Origin of the sequence: Marinilabilia rubra (assembly GCF_003121985.1) — a bacterium.
GTDB classification, from domain to species: Bacteria; Bacteroidota; Bacteroidia; order Bacteroidales; family Marinilabiliaceae; genus Marinilabilia; species Marinilabilia rubra.
In genome coordinates this window covers 31,800-57,274 of the sequence record NZ_QEWP01000015.1, presented here as the reverse complement: position 1 = coordinate 57,274, position 25,475 = coordinate 31,800, and the positions used below count along the sequence as shown (strand labels likewise).

At 44.0% G+C, this 25,475-nt stretch carries 17 protein-coding genes; 11 read left to right on the top strand and 6 right to left on the bottom strand.

Annotated elements, in window-relative coordinates:
• Positions 1-50: 50 nt before the first annotated feature.
• The 3 genes from fucU to DDZ16_RS15785 all read right to left on the bottom strand — a co-directional run bounded on the left by fucU (position 51) and on the right by DDZ16_RS15785 (position 3,954).
• Positions 51-482 (bottom strand): L-fucose mutarotase, encoded by a 432-nt coding sequence (fucU, locus tag DDZ16_RS15795; RefSeq protein WP_109265457.1) that lies wholly within the window; start codon positions 480-482, stop codon positions 51-53.
• 17 nt (positions 483-499) lie between these two features.
• Positions 500-1,981: an L-fuculokinase gene (gene fucK / locus DDZ16_RS15790; RefSeq protein ID WP_109265456.1), complete on the bottom strand. Its 1,482-nt coding sequence runs from the start codon at positions 1,979-1,981 to the stop codon at positions 500-502.
• A gap of 185 nt (positions 1,982-2,166) precedes the next feature.
• Positions 2,167-3,954, bottom strand: a complete 1,788-nt coding sequence (locus DDZ16_RS15785; RefSeq protein ID WP_109265455.1) for an L-fucose isomerase — start codon at positions 3,952-3,954, stop codon at positions 2,167-2,169.
• Between the two features lie 365 nt (positions 3,955-4,319).
• Here DDZ16_RS15785 and DDZ16_RS15780 point away from each other — a divergent pair, with 365 nt between their 5' ends.
• From DDZ16_RS15780 to DDZ16_RS15750, 6 genes are all read left to right on the top strand, one after another.
• The gene (locus DDZ16_RS15780; RefSeq protein WP_109265454.1) at positions 4,320-5,240 is read left to right on the top strand and encodes a helix-turn-helix domain-containing protein; all 921 of its coding nucleotides are present in this window, start codon (positions 4,320-4,322) and stop codon (positions 5,238-5,240) included.
• 315 nt (positions 5,241-5,555) lie between these two features.
• Positions 5,556-6,299, top strand: a complete 744-nt coding sequence (locus DDZ16_RS15775) for an NADPH-dependent oxidoreductase (protein WP_109265453.1) — start codon at positions 5,556-5,558, stop codon at positions 6,297-6,299.
• 645 nt (positions 6,300-6,944) lie between these two features.
• On the top strand, positions 6,945-8,282 hold the full coding sequence (locus tag DDZ16_RS15770) for a TolC family protein (RefSeq protein WP_109265452.1): 1,338 nt from the start codon (positions 6,945-6,947) through the stop codon (positions 8,280-8,282).
• Between the two features lie 153 nt (positions 8,283-8,435).
• Positions 8,436-9,506 (top strand): efflux RND transporter periplasmic adaptor subunit, encoded by a 1,071-nt coding sequence (locus DDZ16_RS15765; RefSeq protein ID WP_109265451.1) that lies wholly within the window; start codon positions 8,436-8,438, stop codon positions 9,504-9,506.
• A gap of 395 nt (positions 9,507-9,901) precedes the next feature.
• The gene (locus DDZ16_RS15760; protein WP_109265450.1) at positions 9,902-13,138 is read left to right on the top strand and encodes an efflux RND transporter permease subunit; all 3,237 of its coding nucleotides are present in this window, start codon (positions 9,902-9,904) and stop codon (positions 13,136-13,138) included.
• A gap of 544 nt (positions 13,139-13,682) precedes the next feature.
• Positions 13,683-13,991 carry a hypothetical protein gene (locus tag DDZ16_RS15750; RefSeq protein WP_109265448.1) on the top strand — a complete coding sequence of 103 codons (309 nt, stop codon included), beginning with the start codon at positions 13,683-13,685 and terminating at the stop codon, positions 13,989-13,991.
• Between the two features lie 827 nt (positions 13,992-14,818).
• Here DDZ16_RS15750 and DDZ16_RS15740 read toward each other — a convergent pair.
• Positions 14,819-15,901 carry an Ldh family oxidoreductase gene (locus tag DDZ16_RS15740; protein WP_109265446.1) on the bottom strand — a complete coding sequence of 361 codons (1,083 nt, stop codon included), beginning with the start codon at positions 15,899-15,901 and terminating at the stop codon, positions 14,819-14,821.
• A gap of 436 nt (positions 15,902-16,337) precedes the next feature.
• Between DDZ16_RS15740 and DDZ16_RS15735 the strand changes: the two genes are divergently transcribed.
• Positions 16,338-17,558, top strand: a complete 1,221-nt coding sequence (locus DDZ16_RS15735) for a serpin family protein (protein WP_109265445.1) — start codon at positions 16,338-16,340, stop codon at positions 17,556-17,558.
• A 249-nt stretch (positions 17,559-17,807) separates the two neighbouring features.
• On the opposite strand, the gene DDZ16_RS15730 is transcribed toward DDZ16_RS15735, so the two are convergent.
• Positions 17,808-18,563 carry an SDR family NAD(P)-dependent oxidoreductase gene (locus DDZ16_RS15730; RefSeq protein ID WP_109265444.1) on the bottom strand — a complete coding sequence of 252 codons (756 nt, stop codon included), beginning with the start codon at positions 18,561-18,563 and terminating at the stop codon, positions 17,808-17,810.
• Positions 18,564-18,767: 204 nt separating this feature from the next.
• On the opposite strand from DDZ16_RS15730, the gene purL reads away from it, so the two are divergent.
• From purL to DDZ16_RS15710, 4 genes are all read left to right on the top strand, one after another.
• Positions 18,768-20,999: a phosphoribosylformylglycinamidine synthase subunit PurL gene (purL, locus tag DDZ16_RS15725; protein ID WP_109265443.1), complete on the top strand. Its 2,232-nt coding sequence runs from the start codon at positions 18,768-18,770 to the stop codon at positions 20,997-20,999.
• Positions 21,000-21,579: 580 nt separating this feature from the next.
• A complete protein-coding gene (gene ubiE / locus DDZ16_RS15720) occupies positions 21,580-22,302 on the top strand; it encodes a bifunctional demethylmenaquinone methyltransferase/2-methoxy-6-polyprenyl-1,4-benzoquinol methylase UbiE (protein WP_109265442.1) in 723 nt (240 codons plus the stop codon).
• 49 nt (positions 22,303-22,351) lie between these two features.
• Positions 22,352-23,062 carry a type IX secretion/gliding motility protein PorT/SprT gene (porT, locus tag DDZ16_RS15715; protein WP_449405533.1) on the top strand — a complete coding sequence of 237 codons (711 nt, stop codon included), beginning with the start codon at positions 22,352-22,354 and terminating at the stop codon, positions 23,060-23,062.
• On the top strand, positions 23,062-24,627 hold the full coding sequence (locus tag DDZ16_RS15710; RefSeq protein WP_109265440.1) for an NAD(P)/FAD-dependent oxidoreductase: 1,566 nt from the start codon (positions 23,062-23,064) through the stop codon (positions 24,625-24,627). The genes porT and DDZ16_RS15710 overlap by 1 nt, the downstream gene beginning before the upstream one ends.
• On the opposite strand, the gene DDZ16_RS15705 is transcribed toward DDZ16_RS15710, so the two are convergent.
• Entirely contained in the window at positions 24,614-25,456 is an 843-nt protein-coding gene (locus DDZ16_RS15705; RefSeq protein WP_232526761.1) for a TrmH family RNA methyltransferase, read from the bottom strand. The two genes, DDZ16_RS15710 and DDZ16_RS15705, sit on opposite strands and share 14 nt — an antisense overlap.
• Between the last annotated feature and the right edge of the window lie 19 nt (positions 25,457-25,475).

Genomic DNA, 25,475 nt, shown 5'->3' with positions numbered 1-25,475 from the left:
TTTGAGACTTGGTGTGTAGATTTTTAGATAAAACTGCGATGAAGGTGATTCTAAATGGGTGTCACCCCCTTTTTCAGTATAATGTTTCCATATTTGGCGGTTTCACCCGTCATTACAACCGCATATGCGTTTTTCACACTTTCATAAAAGGCATATCTTTCCATTCGTTGAATCGGGGCCACCTCCGGATTGGTTTTGTGGATTTTCTTGAGGTAGGATTCTTCCACTTGATAATCAGGGATGTCTCCCTGAACCGGGGTCATCATGATTAATGGGTGTGGTACATAATTGTCCAGTTCAAAAAGAGGCAGAATAGCTTCCAGTAAGTCAGGGATCCTGAGTCCGTCGGCCCTTAGCACACGTTGGTTGAGGCTGTGGCCGGGAAAGTGGGCGTCTGCCAGAACAATTTCATCGCCATGCCCCATGGAGGCTAAAGCGTGAAGCAATTCCGGACTGATTAGTGGAGATATTCCTTTTAGCATGGTTGTTTAATTTTTGTTTAAAAATCCTGCGTTTTCTTTTTAAAACTAAGATTTTTCTGAAATAATTCCTCATAAACCTCTTTTTCTTCTGATGGGGTGAATGTTTCAGGTTGGTAATTTATGCCCGATCTTGCTTCGTCGATGTTGCTATAAAGTCCTGATCCTTTAAAGACGAAAAGGGCTGCCCCAAGGACGGTCGTTTCCTTGTGATCGATGACCTGCAGAGGCAGGTTACACACATCTGCCCTAAGCTGGTTCCATAAGCGATTTTTAGACCCGCCTCCTACACAGATGATTTGTGCTGCCTTAAAATTGCCGGCTTTCTGGAGGGTTTCCAGACTTTCACGAAGCTGATAGGCCAGACTCTCCAGTAACGCGCGGTATATGTGGGCCCTGGAAGTCCGGAGTGAAAGACCATGGATTGTACCCCCCTTATTTTTGCTGTCGCTGAAAAACGTAGGATTGACCATGAGTCCGTGGCTTCCGGGATGTATACTTTGGGCATCTCTTATCATGGTTTCATATAAATCATCTCCACTCAACTCAGGATAAAAATTTCCGGAAAACCATTCCAATACCCCTGAACCCATCCAGTTTTGACCGATGTTGAAAAGTCCTTTTTCTGCATCTGCTTCGGTGGTTAAGTTTAATGCCAGTTCCTTTGAGGTTGTTGTGAAATCTCTGCTGCGGGCCATCAGTATTTCCCAGGTGCCGGAACTCAGTACGGGTTGATTTAAAGCGGCCCCCGAACCTATGAGTGCAAACTGGGTGTCGTGTCCTGCAAAAAATAATGGTGAACCCTTAGGCAACCCTGTTGCTTTTGAAGCAACTTCATCCACCTCTCCGGCCAATTGTCCGGGTTCGGCAATTTCTCCAAATAGGGAAGGAGGGAGGTCCAGCCTTTGAAGAATACCTTTAGCGAATTTCCTTTGCTTCAGGTCGGCCATCATGGATGTCCCTGTCATGGTTGCATCGTTCAAAGGGCTTCCTCCCAGTTTCCGGATAAACAGTGATGGAATAAACGCAAAACGATCAGCATTTTCAATAACCTCCGGTTTGTTTTCTTTAAACCATATCATTTTAAAGATGGTATTGAAAACATAAGGAAAAACACCGCTTATGGCATACAGTTCCTCAAGGGGAAAATACTTCTCTATATTGGCGGCAATTGGTTTGGTGCGCTCACATTGCCACGAAATCACAGGGTATAATAGTTCCTGGTTTTGATCCAGAAAGGCGCCATCAACGCCAAACGTAGTAACTGTAACACCAGCTATTCGGCTGGCATCTGTTTTAGCCATTACAGCTTTCGATGCCTTGCAGAACTTATTCCATAGCGCTTCCAGATCCCAGATTCTTCCTCCTTGCAAGTGGGGGTCTTCTGTGGTTTCATTGGGGAACGATTCCGAAGCGATAATTGTTCCGCGTGTGTCGATGGCAATAACTCTGATATTGGTAGCGCCACAGTCAAAGACAATGGCAATGTCCTTTTTGTGCATAGAGAAAAGTGTTGATTTGATTTAGATTTAAACGAGGCTGCCCGAAAAGTCCAAAATTGATGTCATTCTGAGCTTGTCGAAGAATCTCTTCCTTTGATTCGACTACTTTCAACATGACACGTTTTAGTTGTTTTATACTTTTCGGACAACCTCATTCTCCCTTTAACCTAAAAACAAATGTTAATCTATTTAATGCCATATAATGGCCCGTAAGTCTCACAAGCTCTGTAATCGGCACCCTCTTTTTCGGCTCCGAATGAGGCCCATGCGCTGGGTCTGAATATCTGCCCCTCATCCACATTGTGCATAGATACCGGTATTCTCAGCATCGATGCCAGGGTGATTAAGTCAGCTCCGATGTGTCCGTAACTGATGGCCCCGTGATTGGCACCCCAGTTGGCCATTACCGAATAGACGTCCTCAAAAGCACCTTTGCCATTGGTCCGTGGTACAAACCAGGTGGTGGGCCATGTAGGGTTGGTGCGTTGATCCAAAACTTCATGGATATCCTCGGGAATATCGACGGTCCATCCTTCTGCAATCTGAAGAACCGGCCCCAGACCTTTTACCAGGTTGACGCGACTCATCGTTACCGGCATTTCACCTTCGGTTTTAAACAGAGAAGAAAAACCACCACCGCGGAAGTATTCGCGGTCTGCCTGGGGCCATTGGGTATTATTCAGACATTTCTCTTTGTCTTCTTCAGTTATTTCCCAAAATGGCTTCATAGCTGGCTTTGATGAGCTGTCTTTTTGTTGACCTGTTGCGTCCAGTGTCGTTGAACCTGAATTGATAAGGTGAATAATCCCGTCCCGTGCCAGACCTGACAAAGCTTTTCCGGTTACACGTTTTACGGCATCCGGACTCCAGTAAGTTCTGACATCCGAAAACATTTGGGCGGTATTGGATACGAGATGTCCGAAGAGCATGGCAACCCCGTTGAGACTGTCATTTTCTGTAGCCACCACAAAGGCTTCACGAATGCCGTTCCAGTCGAATGAGGAGTTGAGGATGGCTTCCATAAAGTCTCCATTTGGCATATAGTCGGTCCATTGGCGCTGTCCCTGAAAACCCGCAACTATGGCATTACGTCCCAATCCTTCTTCGCGAAAGCCCATCTCTGCAAGTTTGGGGTTTCCAATCATCATATCCCGCATGATGATGGCCATTTTAACGACTGTTTCCCATTCGTGAACTTTCTGTTTTTGATCAACCTGAATGTCCCGTTTGTTTGGGTCTTCGCCTTCTTTGCAGTATTGGCGGGTCCACTCAAGGGCTTTTTCAAACTCTTCTTTGTCGTAAATGTTTTCTTCTATGCGACGGATGATTTCGGTTGAGTCAACGAATTCGGTACGGATGCCCAGGTAATCCTGGAAGAAATTGTTGTCCACCATCGATCCTGCAATGCCCATGGAGCTGTATCCAACAGAGAGATAGGATTTGCCTTTCATCTGGGCTACGGCCAGTGCTGCTTTTGTGAAGCGGAGTATTTTTTCTTTTACATCCGGAGGAATGCTGTTGTCATCTGAATCCTGAACATCACGTCCGTAAATCCCAAATGCCGGTAGCCCTTTCTGGGTGTAACCGGCCAGGGCTGCCGCCAGGTAAACAGCTCCGGGGCGTTCGGTCCCGTTAAAACCCCATACAGCCTTTGGAATAAGCGGGTCGGTGTCCATTACTTCTGTGCCGTAACACCAGCAGGGGGTTACAGTCAATGAAACGCCAACGCCTTCTTTCTGAAACTTACCGGCACACATTGCTGCTTCGGCCACGCCTCCAATTGTGGTGTCAGCGATTACGCACTCTACCGGTTCTCCGTCCGGGAAACGCAGGTTTTCTTTTATGAACTCTGCTGCAGCTTTGGCCAATTCCATAACCTGAGATTCAAGTGATTCCCGAACGCCTCTCTCTCGGCCGTCAATGACTGGTCGAATACCAACTTTAGGCAAGTTTCCTATTAATCTTTTTGACATGTTTTGTGATTTTTTTACTGGTTGCTGAGTGTTTTATATTCAGGGAAAATGGGCGGGATAAGAAGCTTTGTGTTGATTAAATGAGTTGATGAAATATGTTGCTGAAAAAACTAATTCAAAATTCGGCAGTATTTTGTTATTAATAAATGTTCGAATTTGATATTTTTGTATCTGTTTTAAACATGTCGCACTTGTTTGTCGATTATTTACGCCTTTTTTCTCTGTTTTTTGAAAGAGAATAATTTAAATGAAATGTAGTTAATCTATAGATAATCAGTAATATATAGGTGTTGGGATGATCTGTGTGACTTGAATGTTAATAAACTATATCTCATGTCTAAAAATCTAACAATCTCCTGACTCAGATGAAGGATACCTTTTTTAAAATTCCCGATCGGGGAGACCCGTCTGATGTGTTGCAGTTGTTTCCGCGGTTTAACTTGCGTTTACTATGTTGCCGCTACTGGTGGTTGCGTAAATGGGAGTTTAAAGAATTGGCATATCCTTACTGGCGCATCTATTACAATAAGATTGCTGGTGCAAGCATCTTCTTTGAAGGGGAGAGATATGAATTAAACCCTGACAAAGTCATTATGATTGCTCCCAATACATCATTTTCCACAGCTCTATCGGGGAAAATTGGGTCAGGAAAAGAATACGAACTGGAGGGTGCCCGTATGTCTGATCAGATTTCGGAAAAGGATATAGATGCCATGGGGAACGTTCTGCATTTATTTATCCATTTTAATCTTGGCATGCCTTACGACAATGTTTCCTCCGGAGTATTTGTGTTTGATCTGACCCCTCATTTAAGGGAAAAGATAAATGCCATCATAGATAATCTTACAGTGGATTTTACGCGATTTAATTTTTATTCAGCACTCAATATTCAATCCCTTATTGGAGATTTGCTGGCCGATGTTCCGGAAGCGCGATGGGATTTAAAGTCTAATGATTTTAGAATTCTTGAGGTTTTGGGGTATATAGAAAAGAATTTGCATAAACCCCTTCATAACGAAGTTTTGGCACGAAAGGCCGGTATGGCTACCAATGCTTTTACCCGGCTTTTTACAAAGGAAACCGGAGAATCTCCCCAGCGCTATGTGAAAAAGAAAAGGATTGAAAATGCCTGTGCCCTGTTGCACCATTCCAATTACACCATTGATGATATTGCTGTTCAAACTGGTTTTGCCGATCGTTTTCATTTCTCCAGAATTTTTAAACAAATCACCGGAGTCTCTCCTGCCCGCTACCGGAGAGAATTTGAGTGGACCCCGGAAGAGTGAACTAACGTATTTGCATGAGAAGCTGTCTCAAAAGTCCAATTTTGATGTCATTCTGAGCTTGTCGAAGAATCTTTTTGTTTGAAAAACAGATGTTTCGCCTCCGCTCAACATGACATGCAATTTGATATTTTATACTTTTGTGACAACCTCGCTTTTCTATTCCCATTCAAACTTCTGCCTGTTGATTTCTTAAATCTCAAAATCTCATGATCTAAAGACTCATTTTCTGGCTTTTTTGTAGCTTTGCCATGAAGCTGAATTATTCACCCGGATATCTAATCCCGACTCCTCGGGAAAAATAAATGATCTGTAATTATGATGGACGTACTACTTAATCACCGCACAATCAGAAAATACACCGACCAACCCATTGATGATACTTTACTGAGTGACATACTTACTGCCGGCACCCGGGCATCGACAACCGGAAATATGCAGGTTTACAGCATTGTGGTTACCCGCGATGAGGAGATGAAAGAGAAATTGGCGCCTACCCATTTTGGTCAGCCTGTTTTTAAAAATGCTCCTGTTTCCCTGACTTTCTGTGCCGATTTCAACCGTTTTAACAAGTGGTGCCGACAGCGAAATGCTGAGCCGGGATATGATAATTTCCAGTCTTTTGTGGCTGCCGCCATTGATGCGTTGCTGGTTGCCCAGAATGTTTGTGTTGCTGCCGAATCTAGAGGCCTGGGTATTTGTTACCTCGGCACAGTAACTTACAACGCTGATAAAATTATTGATATCCTCAATCTGCCCAAAGGCGTGGTTCCGGTGGCCACCGTAACACTGGGCTGGCCCGATGAAGATCCGGCACAAACTGAACGTCTTCCCCTTGAGGCAGTGGTGCATCAGGAAACTTACAAGGATTATTCTATGGAGGACATCGATCGCTTGTATCAAGAGAAAGAAGAGCTGGAAGCCAATAAGCAGTTTGTAGCGGAGAATGAAAAAGAAACTCTTGCCCAGGTCTTTACCGATGTTCGTTATACCAAAGCCAACAATGAGCATTTCAGTAAAGTCTATCTCGACGTTTTGAAGAAACAGGGCTTTTTGGATTAGAAGCTATTTTTAAGGACGATTTATAGCACCTGTGGGATTACCGACGGGTGTTTTTTATGTATTTACTATTCACTATTAGTATTCCAAAATCTATCCACTAAAATCTCTTGGCTCTAGTTTATACTTGCGATGATATTAACAATTAGGTTTTTCTTTTAAATACCTACATGATGCATAAAATGCTAATCCATCAAGTCCCTGAAAAGGGGCAAACTTAGATAACCCCGGGCAGATATGCCCGGGGGGGGAGAGATGTCGAAGCTGCAGGGTCCCTAAAAGGGGCCAACTATTCCGGGGATTTTAATGATTTATGAAATTTTGGCCTCTTTCAGAGACCGATAATACCCTTATTTTCAACCCCGGGCAGGTGTACCCGGGGTTATTCATATTTGCCCCCATTCGGGGACTTTGGAAAAATTGCTATTCTAAATTTAAGCCAATCTCTTTTGTAACTATCTGACTATTATTTACTCCTAGCCCTTTGTTTTACTATTTTAACAACTAATCTACATTTTTACATATGTGAATATTGGAATATTGGTCTCCATCTATTTACTTTGCACCCTCAATTAATATCCCAGGTAGTCATCCTGGCAAATTGAAGCAGAGATTAATTAAAAGTGAAACGGCAAATATTCAATATTTATGAGAAAAATACTTTTAGGCGCTAAAATCAAATTACTGATGGCAACACTGATGTTGTTACCTGCAACATTGAAGGCCCAACAGGATACTTCAAAAACCTGGACGCTGGATGAAGTTCTTGAAGTAGCAGAAGCCAACAACTGGCAAATTCAAAAGTCTGCGCAGGAAGTATTAAGCCAGAAAGCGGAGTACCGCTCAACCCTGGCTACGTTCCTGCCCAGGATCAATCTGTCAGAAACCGTTACCCATACCAATAATCCATTGGCTGCCTTTGGTATCAAGCTGCAGCAGGAGATTGTTGCCCAGTCAGATTTTAATCCTGAGTTGTTGAATGATCCGGAAGAGATTACAGATTTCAATCTGGGCGTCATGGTGGAGCAACCTTTAATCAATCCCGATGCTTTTGCAGGCAGAAAGGCGGTATCCCACAAACTGGAGGCTTCCAAACAGAAAGCTGCTCATATGAAATATTACATCAAATATATGGTGAAGCAGTCTTATTATGCCATACAACTGGCTCAGGCTAAACATAACGTTTTGGAGGAAGCGCTAAAGCATGCCAAAGAAAATCATCGCATTGCCCGGGATAATCAGGATCAGGGTTATGTGAATAAGGCAGATGTGATGGCAGCCAATGTAAGGGTGCTTGATCTTCAGGCAAAAATTGAAGAAGCCCAAAACGATGTGGTTTCGGCCGGACAAATGCTGGCTTTTCTTTTAGGACGTGACATCGATGAGCGTATTATTCCCGGGGAGGAACTTTCTAAGGTGTTGCTCACTGTCAATGCCTCCGAATTTGACTTGCAAACCCGTAGCGATGTCTTGGCCATGTCAAGTGGCGTGAAGGCCCGAAATAAGATGGTTGGCATGCAAAAAATGAAGTTTCTGCCTCGTCTAAATGCGTTTGGAGGGTATAATTTTCATGGTGATGAACTTACCGGTTTTGATGCCGAAAGCTGGGTTGTAGGAGCCAAGTTGCAATGGACTCTCTTCTCCGGAAACAAAAACCTGGCATCAGTAAAGAAGGCTAAGGCTAATGCACAACTGGCCGAAATCAGGAAAAACGAATATGTGGACAAGAATCGCATGGAGCTCGATAAAGCACGAAGAAAATTGAAAGTGGCCGGGAATTCATTGAATGCCGGTCAACTTGCCGAACAGCAAATGAAAGAAGCCTTGCGCATCAGGAAGGATCGCTACAAGGAGGGACTTGAACGAACATCTGATCTGCTGGCTGCCGAGGCTGCTTACTCTCAAAAGCAACTGGAAAGACTGAATGCACTTTACAATTATAATAATGCTGTTTTCTATCTGGAATATCTGATGGAAGCAGAATAGAACCGGGTGAATGAAGAAAAGAAGTAAAAGCCCGCGCAGCCTGTCCCGATCCTTCGGGAGCTTGAGCGCAAAAGAATTGTTAATGAGTAATTACTTACAGTTTGGAAGAGAAAATTTCAGCAAAAAACTTAACCAAATAAAATTTTTAGAGTTATGAAGAATATATCCTTACTAATATTGATTGTTGCCGGAGTTTTGATATCCTCCTGCTCCGGTTCTGAAAAAGAAACTAAAAAGCAAGCCGGTGCAAAGGTGAAAGCCACCACCGTTGAATCCTCCAGCAATCCCAAAGTATATGATTATACAGGTATTGTTCAGGCGCAAAAGCAATCTGCCGTTGCCACCCGTCTCATGGGACAGGTTGAGCAAATATTGGTGGAGAAGGGGGATCGGGTAAAAAAAGGTGATCTTCTGATATCCATTCGCAGCAATGCCATTAATGCCAAAGAACAGCAAGTGGAGGCCGGTATTGCCGAAGCTACAGCGGCTTTCGAAAATGTGGAAACCAACTTCAGGCGCATTAAAACCCTTTATGATAAAGAGAGTGCAACTCAGAAAGAGTTCGACGATATCAAAACTCAGTATAAAATGGCGGAAGCCCGCCTGGAGGCAGCCAAACAGCGTCGCAGGGAAGTGGATGAGATGTTGCAATATGCCAATATCCGGTCGCCCTACGATGGCACTGTAATTAACAAATTTGTGAATACAGGCGATATGGCTTCTCCGGGCATGCCTTTGCTGGCCATTGAAGCGCCAGGTGCTTTTGAAGTATTGTCGCGAATTCCGGAAAGTGAAATGAATCTTTGGTCTGCCGGAGATACAGCTATGGTTGAGATATCCTCAGTAGAGGAGACTGTGAAAGGTGTTATTACCAATATCAGTCCTTCCAGTAAATTCTCCGGACCTCAGTATGAAATTCTTATCGGATTAATGCCGGATGAGGGTCAGGCATCCGCCGTTAAATCAGGAATGTTTGCCAATGTCAAGCTGCATCATGGTACAGAGCAAGTGATTGAAGTGCCTTCTGACTTGATCGTTAAAAGAGGCCAGCTCACCGGTATCTGGATGGTGAGTCCTCAGGATAAAGCCTTGATGCGCTGGATTCGCCCGGGTAGAGAACTCAACGGTAAAACAGAAATTCTATCAGGGGTAAAATCCGGTGAAAGGTACATTACCGAACACGATGCCCGGTTATATGATGGAATTTTGGTGGAGGTAAACTAGTGTCAAGTCAGGTGTAGAATGTCGGGTAAGCTGCCGCTATTTATCACCTTGTGCAAATCAACAAAAAAGTAAGCATAGCCGTAGCTACGTGGGTCTTTTTTTTGAGAAGCACAAGGTAGAAAGAGCAAGGCCTGGGCCATCAGACTATGCTTGACTTGACACTGGAATATTCTGTGATAGAGGAGGCTATGTAAGAATGGGAATGTTTTTTCTAATCCCGGTGCTTCAGGGAAAATCTCATGATCCATCGATAGAAAACACAACTAAAATCCCCTAATATGCCTGATATGGATCCAACCTCTAGCCTCTAACCTCTAACCTCTAACCTCCAACCTCTAATCTCTAACCTCTAATCTCTAATCTCTAACAGTCGGTAACTAAGAAAAATATATATAATGAAGACAGGTATAGCCGGAACAATAGCAAAACTATTCATAAACTCCAAGCTTACACCTCTGCTCATGGTGGTATTCCTGTTGATAGGAGCTTACAGTTCTTATTTAACACCCCGTGAGGAGGAACCTCAGATTGACGTTCCCATTGCAGATATCTTTGTAAGGTATCCGGGGGCCGGTCCGGAGGAAGTGGAGGCCAGAATTACCAAACCACTGGAAAAAGTAATTTCCAACGTTACAGGAATCGAATATGTTTATTCAACTTCATCGCCGGGCGGGGCCATGATGATTGTGCAGTTTTATGTGGGGGAAGACATCGAGCGAAGCCTCGTGAAAATGTACAACGAAATCATCAAAAACATGGATAAAATGCCTAAGGGAATATCCATGCCTTTGATTAAGACGCGCTCTATTGACGATGTTCCTGTTTTGGGCCTGACCCTTTGGAGTGAGAATTATTCTGATTATCAGCTAAGGCGGCTGGCTCAGGAGTTGAACTCTGAGATTGAAAAAGTGAATGAGGTGGCCGAAACCAAGGTGATTGGTGGCCGGAGTCGCAGTGTGCGGGTGGTACTCGACAGAGAAAAGATGGAGGCTTACCATATTGACCCGTTGATGATCAGCCAACAAATCAATCAGTCGAATAAGCAGGTAACTTCAGGTGATTTCAACAAGAACGATGAAGCCATCAATGTTAAAGCGGGCAGTTTCTTTGAGTCGGCACGCGAACTGAAGAATCTGGTGGTGGGTGTTCAAAACGGACATCCGGTTTACCTGAAACAGGTGGCCGATGTGACTGACGGTCCTGAATTGCCCGAAACCTATGTGTCTTTTGGTTACGGAATGGGAAAAAAGGAGAAACTGGAACAGACTCCCGGTGATTATCCTGCGGTTACCATTTCGGTAGCCAAACGTCGCGGGGCTGATGCCATGCGGGTTTCCGACCAGATATTGGATAAAGTAGACCATCTGCGCAATGATTTGATTCCTGCCGATGTGAATGTGGACATCTCACGAAATTACGGTGCCACAGCCTCTCACAAAGTAGGGGAATTGTTGATGCACCTTTTGGGCGCTATTGTAGCAGTGACTTTTGTGGTGATGCTGGCCATGGGCTGGCGTGGCGGTCTGGTAGTATTTATATCAGTACCCATCACTTTTGCACTTACGCTCTTTAGTTACTATTTCCTTGATTATACACTCAACCGAATCACTCTTTTTGCACTGGTATTTGTAACCGGTATTGTGGTAGACGACTCCATCATAATTGCCGAAAATATGCACCGGCACTTTAAGATGAACCGGATGCCGCCGTGGCAGGCTGCAATACGATCCATCGATGAGGTGGGTAACCCTACCATTCTGGCCACTTTTACAGTGATTGCCGCCGTTATACCGATGGTTTTTGTAAGTGGTTTGATGGGGCCTTACATGAGTCCCATGCCTATTGGGGCTTCCATTGCCATGATGCTGTCGCTTATTATTGCGTTGGTGGTAACACCATGGCTGGGATTCCGGCTACTAAGGCATCAGGATAAAAAAGAAGATAAACCTTACAAGCTGGAAGAAACCGGCATTTATCGCCTGTATAAGCGTTCCATGATGCCGTTGATTGATTCTAAATGGAAGCGTTGGGGATTTATTGGTGGTGTTACCGTGCTGCTGATGGGCTCTATGCTGTTGTTTGCCCTGAAGGTGGTGACGGTGAAGATTCTGCCTTTCGATAATAAAAACGAGTTTCAGGTGGTGGTGGATATGCCTGAGGGGACGACTCTTGAGCGTACGGCCATGGTAACCAAGGAGATCGCTACTTATCTGAAGCAGGACAAGCTGGTTTCTGATTATCAGACTTACGTGGGAACTGCTGCGCCTATCAATTTTAACGGATTGGTACGTCACTACGACCTGAGACGAAGCGATAATGTGGCCGATATTCAGGTTAATTTGCTGCCAAAAGGGGAGCGCGATCTTCAGAGTCACGATATTGCCAAAGCTCTGCGACCTGAGATTCACCGTATTGCTTCCCGTTACAATGCCAATGTAAAGGTGGTGGAAGTACCTCCCGGACCTCCGGTGTTGTCAACCCTGGTGGCTGAAGTCTACGGCCCCGACCGTGAGACACAGATTCAAATTGCCGAGAAGGTCAAAGCACTCTTGCACAACACTGAAAATGTGGTCGATGTGGATTGGCAGATGGAAGATGATCAGAAAGAGTTCTTTTTCAATGTTGATAAAGAAAAAGCTGCCCTTGCCGGGATTTCCACTGAGCAGGTGGTAGGCGCATTGAACATGGCGTTGCACGGGCGCGAAGTATCTACGCTTTACGATGAGGATGAGTACAAGCAGGTAGGTATCTCTTTACGTCTGGATGAGCAGCAACGCAGCAGTATCCGGGATTTGGAGAAGCTGAAGCTGATGTCGAAAAACGGAACCATGGTGCCGGTTGGCGACATCGCAGACATTGAAGAGAGGGTAAAAGGTAAGAGTATCTACCGCAAGAATCAGAAACGGGTGGTATATGTTACGGCCGATGTGGCCGGGGAATTGGAGAGTCCGGTGTATGCTATGCTGGATATTTCTGAAAGACTCAAAAGTATTGACTTGCCTGAAGGATATTCGCTCGGTGAATATTACAAAGGGCAACCTCAGAAAGAGGACAATTATGGATTGAAGTGGGACGGAGAGTGGCAAATTACTTATGAAGTATTCCGTGATTTGGGAACCGCTTTTGCCGTGGTATTGGTCATTATATACATGCTGATTGTTGGCTGGTTTCAGAATACCAAAGTGCCATTTGTAATGATGGTAGCCATTCCGCTTTCCCTTGTGGGAATTATTCTGGGCCACATGATTCTGGGGGCCTTCTTTACGGCAACCTCCATGATTGGAATGATTGCCCTGGCGGGTATCATGGTCCGAAATTCCATTCTGTTGATTGATTTCGTGAACCTGCGTCTGGCCGATGATGTGCCCTTGAAACAGGCAGTGATTGAGGCAGGTGCGGTTCGTACCATCCCTATTTTGCTGACAGCCGGAACCGTGGTCATAGGTGCCTTTGTAATCCTGTTCGACCCGATCTTCCAGGGACTGGCCATTTCGCTGATGGGAGGAACCATTGCATCCACCTTCCTGACACTGATTCTGGTTCCGCTTATTTTCTATATGACTGAGAGAAAGCGTTATGAGGAGCCATCGGAATCAGATAAAGATGAGAAGGAAATTCAGTCTGATAAATAGTACCAATTGATTTATGAAAATATCTTATGAATATAGCAGGAGGTGCATTTTCCCCAGGTTAGTATTCATTAGGGATATTTTTGGGTAGAATGAATGTGACTGTTAATAGGAGCGTTGGCCTTTTTTGGGGCGATGCCAAAAAGAACAAATAAGATCACTATTGTCCGGAGAAAATATCTCTTTTGAAAGGAGATTGCTTCGCCTTGCTCAATGAATGATTTTTTCTGAGGGATTTTAACATTGAGCATCTCAGTTTGTCATATACCCATTATGCCCCAACTTTTTTTTGGGGTAGGCACTCCCAATGAAGCTTTTACAGGCTTTATGGAGGTTACAGGGGCAAAGCCCCTCAATAACATGGTGTAGGTTAATATCTGTATTCAATAAAAAGCGGGGCTGTCTCAAAAGTATTAAATATAAAATGCATGTCATGTTGAGCGGAGGCGAAACATCTGTTTCTCAAACAAAAAGATTCTTCGACAAGCTCAGAATGACATCGTAATCGGACTTTTGAGACAACCTCTAATAGAAAAATCTAAATATTATGAAGTTAATTGTAATCACAAGCCTTTATGAATTTACGAAGGAAATAGAACGTTTCCTTCGTGAGAAAAAAGTCCTTGCTTACTTCGAGATGGATGTACAAGGCTTTAAAGTCTTTGAAGAAAATGAGACCTTCAAGGAAAATTGGTTTGTTTCAGGTCCGCGCCAACGACCCACAAACTCTCTCGGGGTATTTGCCTTTATCGAAAACCAAAAGGCTTCTCAGTTGATGCAGGCCCTCAAAGAATTTGATGAAGAGCATGGCAATATCCTGAATGCCTTTTCTGTGAATGTTGAGGAATCTGTTTGATGGATTAAATGATTGACAGATAGTTTGTAGTACGTCTGCGACAACCTTCCCGCAGTTGCGGAAACCTCCTCGCAGACATGCAACAACCTTCCCGCAGTTGCGGAGATGGTGTTGCAGTCGCGAAACATCTTTTCCGCCTTTGCGGACATGTTCTCGCAGCTCTGTAACGACCATCCTCCGTTGCGGAAACCTGCTTGCAGGCGTGCCATAACCTTCCCGCAGTTGTGGTCATGGTATTTCAGACGTGCAACAATCTTTCTCCGATTGAGGATATGCCCTTTCAATCACGTAACAGACATTCCACACTTCCGGAGCCTGAAGGGCTCCCATGTTTATAGAAAAGTCAGAAAGAAAAAGAATCGACGCCGAAGGTGTCGTATGTTTCATGACCAGCCTCTGAAGCAAATTTAATATTTAGGTTCACTATTGTCCGGTTAAAAAATAATATTCCTTTTTATGCGCTCAAGCCGCGCGGGCTTTTACTTCTTTTCTACAGCAAAAAGAAGTAAACAAGAAATGCCGTCGCTCACCCAAATACCCTAAAAATCAAAACATTTTTCTAAAATCCGAAAACTCGCTACGCTCAAACAGTTCGGATTTCTTAACGAAAAATGTTTTGATTTTCTTCACGGGATTTGGCTGAAGCGATTCCAACCCCGCCTCATAGCTCAGATAGCTAATTACTCCGTGAATTAAGGCATAGATAATTTTATTATCTTTTTCCCCGGACACCAGTGATTTAGGTTAAAAGACTCTTTACTATTTCTATAACTATCAACTAATATCCCCTTATATGCCTGATAAGGTTCAAAAACTGACTACTTCAATCAGGAATTTTGAAACGGTACCCCCATTTGTTCCCCCAAATTCGTGAGATCTTCTACCACCGGTTCCAATAATGGAATTCCATTTTTCAACCTCTCATGTGCCAATGCCCTTTCGGGATCACCGGGGACTAAAACTTTTTGATCAGGCTCAACAGGTTCGGCACTCCGAAAGGCTTTGATCCAGTTATCCATATGTTCTTTGAATTCTTGCGCCGGACGAAAAGCGTCAATGCGCATGGCACCAATGAAATGTCCGATGCCTTCACCTACTTGTTGGGCCGGCGGCTCCAGAAAAGCTACAAATGGTGGCACCCACGGTCCGTAATTGGCACCCGATAATACTGCCGAGAATATGTCTACCATGCCCCCCAGGCAGTAACCTTTATGACTGCCATGAGTGCGGTCGCTTCCCAGCGGCAACATAGCACCTCCTTTTTTCAAGGCTTCGGCATCAGTTGTGGAGAGTCCTTCCCGGGTTTGCGCCCAGCCTTCCGGGATATCTTCACCCTTTCGGTGTTGTACTTCCAGTTTTCCGTTGGCAACCGGGGTGGTGGCCATATCAACGACCACGGGTGGTTCTGATAATGCCGGTATAGCCACCGCAATGGGATTGGTGCCCAATAAGCGGCTTTTGGAGAAAGTGGGCGATACCAGCGGACTGGCATTGGTCATGGAGATGCCAATCATATCGTGTTCCAAAGCCATCATAGCATGGTAGCCGGCAATGCCGTAATGATTGCTGTTGCGGATGGCAACCCAGCCCGTTCCTGCTATTTTTGCCTTTTCTATGGCAATATTCATGGCTTCCGGGGCTACCATTAATCCGGCACCCTGATCTCCATCCATCACTGCTGTAGAAGGCGTCTCATGCACAATTGTGGGGGTGGGGCAAGCATTCAATCGCTCTTTCTCCCATAGCCTTACATAGCCACTCAGCCGTGCCACACCATGCGAATCAACTCCGCGCAAGTCTGCCGAATTGAGCACCTCTGCAGCCAGCTCAGCCTGAGCTTTGGAGGCTCCCATTTTTTGAAAAATCTGGCTGGTAAATTGCTTTAATGAAGTGGCGGAATATTGTTTCATGATAAATTGATAGTTCAATGTCTTTTTAATAGAATGGTGCTTTCGGAAGGTAAAGCCTGGTCTTGCTGCTGCAAATCTATCATTTTTATAGCATCTCAACGCAACCTCAACATCCCTCTTGCATCTTTATAATAATTGCTGAACTTTGAAATAATAGAGATCAAATTTCGGAGGACCTTGGCAGATAAGCCTAAAAGCAAGGTTGTTTTATCGTAAAATCGTCTTTGTTTGAATCTCGCGCGCGGAGCAAGTGAGATGAGTTTAGGCGATTTCGATAAAAGAACCGTAGCTTTTAGAGCGAAAACTGCCACAGTCTTGATCTTTTTTGATTCCTTTTTTGTATCAAGACAAAAAAGGAATTCAGGGTTTAAGGGATGAAATCCCTTTTGGGGAAAGTCCTTTCTGGCAATCAAGAAATCAATAAAAACAACATACCATGAAACTTACCCTTATTTTCTTAATCATGATCTCCTTCTTATCTGGTTGCAATAAGTCTGAAAACGATGAAAAACCGGAAAAAAAGGAGCTGGAATTAAAATCCAAAGAGGTACTTGAAGCCACCGACCGTTTTGGCTGGGAATTACTGCAAGCCGTTAACAAAGAGGCTGATCCCGGCCAAAATGTGGTGATATCATCATTGAGTGTGGCCCAGGCGCTTGGGATGACCACTAACGGAGCTGCCAATGAAACCCTCAGTCAGATGCTGGATGTCATGGATTTTGGTGAGGTTTCGGAGATGAATGAAGCCTTTCATAATATCCGGGAAGTACTGCAAACAGCCGATCCTAAGGTTCAGGTGGACATTGCCAATTCGGTTTGGTACCGTCAGGGAATGCCGGCCAAAGAGAGCTTTGGTGAAGCATTGGAGGAGGATTACGATGCTGCTTTTAGGGAAGTCGATTTTTCTAAAAAACAGGAAGCCAAAGATCTTATCAATGGCTGGGTGAATGACAAAACGAAAGGTAAGATACCCTCTATTGTAGACGAAATCAGTGCCGGGCAATACATGTTTCTGATTAATGCCGTCTATTTCCTGGGTAAGTGGCAATATGAGTTTGATAAGTCTGCTACCAAAGATGAAGACTTTACCTTGTCGGATGGAAGCACCATGCAGGTACCCATGATGAATCAGGAAACAGATCTGGACTTTTACTCAGGAGAAGATTGTCAGGCTGTTAAATTGCCCTATGGCGATGGATCATTTTATATGGTGATTGCTCTTCCAGCCAATGGCATTGAACTTGATGAGTTCATCAATTCATTGGATACGAACAAGTGGTCAACCATAACCGATAATATGCATGAGAGGGGATTGGCACTCTTTATGCCGCGTTTCGAGGTGGAGTGCAAGTTTAAATTGAATCAGACGCTTATAGATATGGGAATGGAACTGCCTTTTTCCGAGTTTGGTGCCGACTTTTCTAATATGACAGAGGCTCAGGTGTTTATTGATGAAGTGATGCATAAAACTTACATTAAGGCTGATGAGGAAGGAACCGAGGCTGCTGCTGTTACCAGTGTGAGCGTGGTTGTAACTTCTGTTGGAGGCGGAGGGCCCATGCCATTCAGAATTGACCGGCCATTCTTCTTTGCCATAGCAGAGGAGGAGAGCGATGCCATCCTTTTCTCCGGGAAAATAGAGAACCCAAAGCAATGATCAATGAGCAATAACCAATGATCAGGTATGAAACAGTATCTGATCATTGGTAACGGAACTTCAATCTCAGAAACCCCAATCCCGCATCCCCTAACCCCCTGATGGGGGAACCTCTATCCCGCAACCCAGAACCCCGAACACAAAACTCAGAACCCAAAACCCCGAACTCAGAACCCGGCAGACAAACCCCCGAACACAGAACTACGTTGATCATTCAAAGTCCCCCTTTGGGGGATTTAGGAGGCCTTCCTACTCCCTGTAATTATACACCGCACTCGCCTGAGCCGTTGGCATCAGCAACATATCATTGACATTCACGTGTGCCGGCCGGGTAACCATGAATTCAACTGCATCAGCCACGTCATTGGCATACAATGGAGTCAAGCCTTCGTACACCTTATCTGCTTTCTCCTGATCGCCATGGTACCTCACAATTGAGAATTCTGTTTCCACCATACCGGGGGCAATTGATCCCACTTTTATATTATGAGGCAGCAAATCAATGCGCATCCCTTTAGTAAGGGCATGTACTGCATGTTTTGAGGCACAATAAACGTTGCCATTTGCATATACCTCCGAGCCCGCAATTGAACTTACATTTATGATGTGTCCGCTTTTTCGCTGAATCATACCCGGAATCACCAACTGGCTTACCGTCAAAAGCCCCTTGAGGTTGGTGTCAATCATTCGTTCCCAATCATCCCAATCACCCTCCTGGATGGGATCTGCACCTGCCGCCAGTCCCGCATTGTTGATCAGCAGATCAATTTTTTTCCAGTCTTCAGGCAGCGTATCCAGGACATCTTTGGACGCCTTCCGGTCTCTGACATCAAAAGTTAAAATTTTTACGGCTGTATTTTTGTTTTCCAGTTTGTTGGCCAGATTTTCCAGCCTTTCACTGCGTCTTCCGGTTATTATTAAATCGTAACCAATACGTGCCAACATGGCAGCGCATGCTTCTCCTATTCCTGATGAGGCTCCGGTTATAATTGCTTTTTTGTTCATAATCCAACTAGTTTGTTTTATGCAGAATTTTTGCTATTTTTCAATTCAAAACAAGAGGTGTTTTGATGTAGTTCGATGTGTATAAGCACATACACAAATATAGGCTAAAATAGCAGTAAATTCTGCAATGACAGATTTCTTTAACTTCAGGGTTAGACAAACTTCCCTTAAGTTGCTTGTTTGACATTCTAAAATAGACGTGTTATGAATAATGAAGACCTTTCCACAATAGAAGATGTCGAAATATTGAATATGACATCAGACGAATATGAAAAAATTCAGACCATATTGGGACGCGTGCCCAATAAATTAGAATTGGAGCTCTTCTCGCTCCTTTGGTCAGAACACGCCAGTTACAAAAACTCCAGAAAGTGGCTAGAACTCTTACCTCGTAAAGGCGAGCATGTGTTGGTTGAAGCCGGTCAGGAAAGTGCCGGTGTTGTAGATATTGGTGATGGACAGGTGGCTGTTTTTAAACTGGAATCCCACAACCATCCCTGTGCCGTTCAGCCCCGGTTGGGCGCATCAACGGGTATGCGTGTGGTGAACCGCGATATTTTTTCATTGGGGGCCAAACCAGTGGCATTGCTCAACTCTTTAAGGTTTGGAAACTCTGACCGTGATACTGCCCGCTGGCTTTTTGATGAAGTAGTCGAGGGAATTGCTGATTTTGAAAAAGGGTTTGGGATTCCTGTAATCGGAGGCGAGGTCTTTTTTAGTGATGCATTCAATACAAATCCTATTGTTAATACCATGTCCATTGGCGTTGCCAGGAAAGATGAGCTGGTTTCGGCTGTTGCCAAAGGCGACGGTAACCTGGTGGCTGTAATAGGTGTTCCTACCGGTAAAGACGGTATTGATGGGGAGGCTTTTGTTGCCGATATGATTTCGGACAATGAGACTAAGAGTATTTCTGCCAATCAAATGCGCAACATTGAATCTGAAAAGCATTTGTACAAGGTTCTCAGAAAACTTATTGACCAGAACCTGTTGGTAGGGGTTCAGACCATTGGTGCTCAGGGAATTGTTGGTGCTCTTACCGAAATGGCAGCCCGAGGCAACAGCGGTGTTGAGTTTAATGCTGATGAGGTGCCTTTGCGTGAAAAGGACATGTCGCTTCGGGAGATCTTAATATCAGAAACATGGGGGCGAATGCTCGTTTGTTTTACTCCTGAAAATGAGGCTGAAATTCGCAAGGTGGCAGAGGCTGGTAATCTTACCATGGGAATTGTCGGGAAAGTCAATGATTCCAAAATATTAAAATGTGGTCGAAACGGAGATGCTGATGTGGAGTTCCCTGTAAAATATCTTGGTCTTGCAGAGTTAGGACCTGTATATGAGCGCGAAAGGGTGGAAGAACGAAAGCTTCCGGATAGCATTAACGTTGAAGAGCTTCCCGAACCCGATCATTACCCGGCAGTAGTTGAAAAAATGCTGAAATCGCTGAATGTAACCTCCAAAAAATGGCTGACCAAGAAGTTTTCTAAAACTTTGAGACGCGAAGCTGCAAGCACTAAGTTCCCTTCTGATGCAGGCATCATTGAATTAGGCGAGGATAAAAAAGCGCTTCTGGCAACGTTGGACAGCAATCCTTCTTATTTTACTTCTGATCCGTACAATGGTGCAAGAGTCTCTTTGGCAGAGGCCATGCGCAATATTGTATGCGGTGGAGGTACACCACTGGCTGTTTCAGATTGTCTGAACTTTGGCAACCCTTATGACCCCGAAGCTTATTCCGATTTTGTAGATTCTGTAAAAGGTCTGGCTGATGCATGTAAGTTCTTCGACATTCCGGTGGTAAGCGGAAATGTCAGTTTTTACAATCAAAGGTCGGTGGACGGAAAAATAGAACCTGTCGTGGCTTCTCCTGTGATTGGGGTAGTGGGAGTTATTAATGATGTAGAGAAACACACCACGCTCTCTTTTAAGCATAAAGGTGATATGATATTCCTGATCGGACGTTCCCGTGACGATCTGAATGGTTCGGAATATCTATCTGTGGTTCACGATATTCATAAGTCTTTGCCTCCATACTTTAATCTGGAAGAAGAGAAAAAACTATACGGAGTTATTAATGGTATGGTTGATCAGAAATTGGTGAGATCTATTCATGATGTTTCCAACGGAGGCCTCTTTTTTACATTGTTAGAAAGCAGCATTCCTTTAGATTATGGTTTTGACATTACTTCGGATGCCGAAATAAGAAAAGATGCTTTCCTTTTTGGTGAGTCACAAGGGCGCGTTATTGTTTCTGTCTCCCCCGAGAAGCAGGATGATTTTGTTGACTTCATGGTTGAAAAAGAGATGCCTTTCTCGATTCTTGGTCATGTTACTAAGGGAGAAATAAGAGTGGATGATGAATCTTACGGCTACATTGATGAGATGAAAACAAAATTTGAGAATCGACTGAGATGGTGGGCTGAAGGAAAAGTCTGATTTGTTTTTCTATTTAGGGCCAGCAAGAAAACTCATGTTTTTCATCTGTGTTTGCAAGAAGGCGTCAAGTGCAATCCCGAAGCTTCGGGATGCGATGTCTGAAAATCAGGAGTCCCGATGCTTCGGGATGACTGTTTTGAAGGCAAGCATTGAGTTTACCCCAACCCTTCGGGGCAGCAATTGTCGTTTTCTTGCAAACACTATTTATAGAATTATTTGAATGGGTTGGTGCTTTTTTCATCAACCCTTTTTTCAATACTCCGTTAAACTTTTATAAGGCACTTGTAGTCAGCTATTTATATTTAAACGATTATTTGTGATAAGATGCAGATTTTCAATATCATACGATTCATCTTATATCTTATGTCTAAAAATCTAACGATCTATTGTTTTTTAATGGAAATAATAAACTTGCTCATTCAACCACCCGTTTGCGCAGGTTGTTATTGTTTTTCTAAAGATTTATGGGTTACAAGGTTGCTTTTCTTGAAAAGTAAACAGCTAAAATATTAAATCAAAAAATCTGATGATCTATTATTTCGTAAAACCTTTGTATTTTTGAACAAAATTATCCCTGAAAATGGTAAAACCTTATAATACTCTGGAAGGAAGTAAGAAAGATCAGGTTCAATCAATGTTTGACCGCATTGCACCCCGCTACGATCTTTTGAATCGATTACTTTCATTTGGCATTGATAAAATCTGGCGAAGAAATGTTGTCAAACAGCTTAAGGAGCTTAAAGGCCCCATGGTGCTGGATGTGGCTACAGGAACCGGAGATTTGGCTGTTGAGATTTGCAAAATTGATCCTGTTGCTGTTTATGGGCTCGATCTTTCAAACGAAATGCTGGCGTTTGCCAAAGAAAAAATCTTTAGGAAAAAATTGCATATGACGGTGCAGTTGCGGCAGGGAGATTCAGAAAACCTGCCTTTCGAAGATGATTTTTTTGATGCCATTACCGTGGCTTTTGGGGTAAGAAACTTTGAGAATCTTAGCAAAGGACTCGAAGAAATGCACCGTGTTCTCCGTCCTGGAGGACGTCTGGTGGTTCTGGAATTTTCGAAACCGAAGAAATTCCCGTTTAAACAGTTGTATCATTTTTATTTCACCAAAATATTGCCCTGGTGGGGAGGATTAATCTCCAAAGATAAAGAGGCTTATGCTTATTTGCCTGCTTCTGTTCTTCAATTTCCCGAGGGAAAAGAATTTGAAGAAAAATTAAGGAGAGCCGGACTTCAACCCCAAGCATCTTTACCTCAAACTTTTGGGATTGCAACTATTTATGTTTCCACAAAGCCATAATGGCAATAAAGTGACCTCGTTTTGCGTTAGGCTCAAAAATAATATGCCCTTGCGACTACTATATTTGCTTATTCTTTTGTTGATAATTCAGACTCCCGGGTTTTCCCAGGCCACCGACAAAAAGAAGGTGCCCAACCTTCCTGCATTTGATTATCGTCCTTTGCACTTTGGGTTCCTGATTGGTTTAAATACGATGGATTTCAGAGTGTATCATAAGGCTCCTGCTGATCGTCCGGAAGGAATGGAGAACCGTTATGCCGAAGTTGTAAATCTGAACCCCGGGGTCAATATTGGCATTGTAACCAGCCTGCGTCTTAATAAGAATTTTAATCTCAGGTTTCTGCCCGGTATCAGTTTCGGACAACGGGATCTTTGGTACATTCAGGATGGCGAAAAAGATGCAGGGCTTTTGGAAATCAAATCCACTTTTTTGGAGTTTCCTCTTTTATTGAAATTCAGCGGGTCTCGAATGACTAACCTGAAACCTTATGTGGTGGGCGGAATTAACCCAAGGGTTGATCTGGCTAAGTCCGAAAATGACGGACTAAATCTTACTTCTGCGGATCTCTATCTGGAAGTGGGAGCCGGACTTGATATGTATCTGAATTATTTCAGACTTTCAACAGAAGCAAAACTTTCAGTAGGTTTGCGAAATGTTTTGGATCCTTCAGGGACCGGAGAACCAGAGGATGTTATGTACACAGATGTTATTGACCGGCTGACATCCCGACTGTTTGTTTTTACTTTTTATTTTGAATAATGAAGCAACAAGTAGCTTTACGACTTACGCCCGAACAGGCGTCACGCGAAGAAAACTATAAGAAATTTGTCGCCCGCAAAATGAAGGTTTCTCCTTCAAAAATCATGGGTGTCAGGGTTCATCGCAGATCCATCGATGCCCGGCAGAAGCAGGTGATGGTGCAACTCCATGTAGATGTTTGGATCAACGAAAAGCCGGAACCGGTAAAACCTAAAAGTTTTCATTGGCCCGATGTTTCAAATGCTCCCGAAGTTATTGTGGTAGGGGCCGGACCGGGAGGGTTGTTTGCAGCCCTGAAACTTGTGGAGTTAGGTTTAAAACCAATTATTCTGGAACGGGGAAAAGAGGTCAGTGACCGGAAAAAAGACATTGCTCTGTTGAACCGGAATGAGCAACTTGACGAAGATTCCAATTATGCATTCGGAGAAGGGGGAGCAGGAACTTTCTCTGATGGAAAACTTTATACAAGGAGTAAAAAACGTGGAGATTTTAAGAACTTTCTGGAAATCCTCCATTTTCATGGTGCTTCCGAAGATGTTTTGATTGATTCACATCCCCATATCGGCACAGATCGCTTGCCCGGCGTTATCCAAAACATCAGAAAGACGATTACTTCAGCAGGGGGAGTTTTTCAGTTCAATTCAAAAGTGGTGGATTTAATCCTTAAAGGAGATGAAATCACCGGTGTTATTACCGGAGATGGAACCCGCATATCAGCAGAAGCCGTAATACTGGCTACCGGGCACTCTGCAAAGGATATTTATTATCTTTTGAATGATAAAGGGATAGAGCTTGAAGCCAAAACCTGGGCCATGGGGGTCAGGGTGGAGCATCCTCAGGAATTGATCGATCAGATTCAATATCATTCTCCCGATGGCAGGGGACAGTATCTGCCGGCTGCTTCCTACAGTTTTTCTCATCAGGCAGAGGATCGTGGTGTTTATTCGTTTTGCATGTGTCCGGGTGGGTTTATTGTTCCTGCGATGACAAGTGCCGACGAAATGGTAGTGAATGGGATGTCGCCTTCCAAAAGAAATTCGCCTTTTGCCAATAGTGGAATGGTCGTTGAAATGAGGCCTGAAGACGTTCCGGACTATGAAAAACTGGGACCAGTTGCAGGGCTGAAATATCAACAGGAAATAGAGCGTCTTTGCTTTCTTAACGGGGGACAGGGAGTAATTGCTCCGGCCCAGCGGCTGGTCGATTTTGTGGATGGTTGTCTCTCTTTCGATCTTCCCGGGTGTTCCTATGTTCCCGGAACGGTTTCGGCACCGTTGCATTTTATTTTACCTGAGCATATTACCACGAGACTTCAGGAAGGTTTTCTGCAATTTGGAAAATGGGCAAAAGGTTTCCTGGATGAAGATGCAATTATACTCGGTACGGAATCAAGAACATCTTCCCCTGTAAGAATTCCACGCGATAAAATATCTTTGGAGCACATACGCATCCGTCGTTTGTATCCGTGTGGGGAAGGGGCTGGCTATGCCGGTGGAATTGCCTCCTCAGCCCTGGACGGAGAGAGGTGTGCTGAGAAAGTAGCCCTTGCGGTTAAGACAAAATAGACCGCTTAAATTCGGAGCAAACTATAGCTGCCGCCACACCAACATTCAACGATTCCATCCCGGAAGAATTGTTGCCTTTAGGGAACCTCGGAATTGTCAGTTTCCTGGTTATGTACTGCTCGGTTTCCGGACGAATGCCTTTCCCCTCATTTCCCAATATGATGAGTCCTTTTGATGGGAGGTCACTTTTGTAGATGTTCTCGCCGTTCATAAAAGTTCCGAATACAGGAAGGTTAAGCTCTTGAGCGGATTTTTTGCAGAATTCAGCCATTGGTGTATAATGCAAATTTACCCGGCCGAGTGCCCCCATGGAAGCCTGAACAACTTTTGGATTAAAAACATCCACAGTATCCGGGCTGCAGATGATGGAAGAAATTCCAAACCAGTCGGCTAATCTCAGGATTGTGCCCATATTTCCGGGGTCCTGAATGCCGTCAAGGCACAAACTCATTGATTGAGAATGATCGCCAAAAGTGAATGATGTTTCCGGCTTTTGGAACACACATAGGATGTTTTGGGGCGTTTTAAGGAAACTTATTTTTCGAATTTCTGATGCTTCGGATAATTCTGCAACTCCATGAAATCGGGAATTGAGGATGATATTTTTTTCTGTACATATTATAAATTCCGGAGATAATCCTGAATCAAGCAGGTCGTTTACCAGTTTGGGGCCCTCCGCAACGAAAAGACCATGCTTGTCGCGATATTTTTTTTGCGAAAGCGAGGCAATGAGTTTTTTTTTCGATTTTCCAACCATTTTGGCTTTGTCTTTGGTTGCAAAATTATAATTATAACCGATATATTTGGTTTCTTTGCATAAAGAACCCATCTGAATTTGTTTGTATATA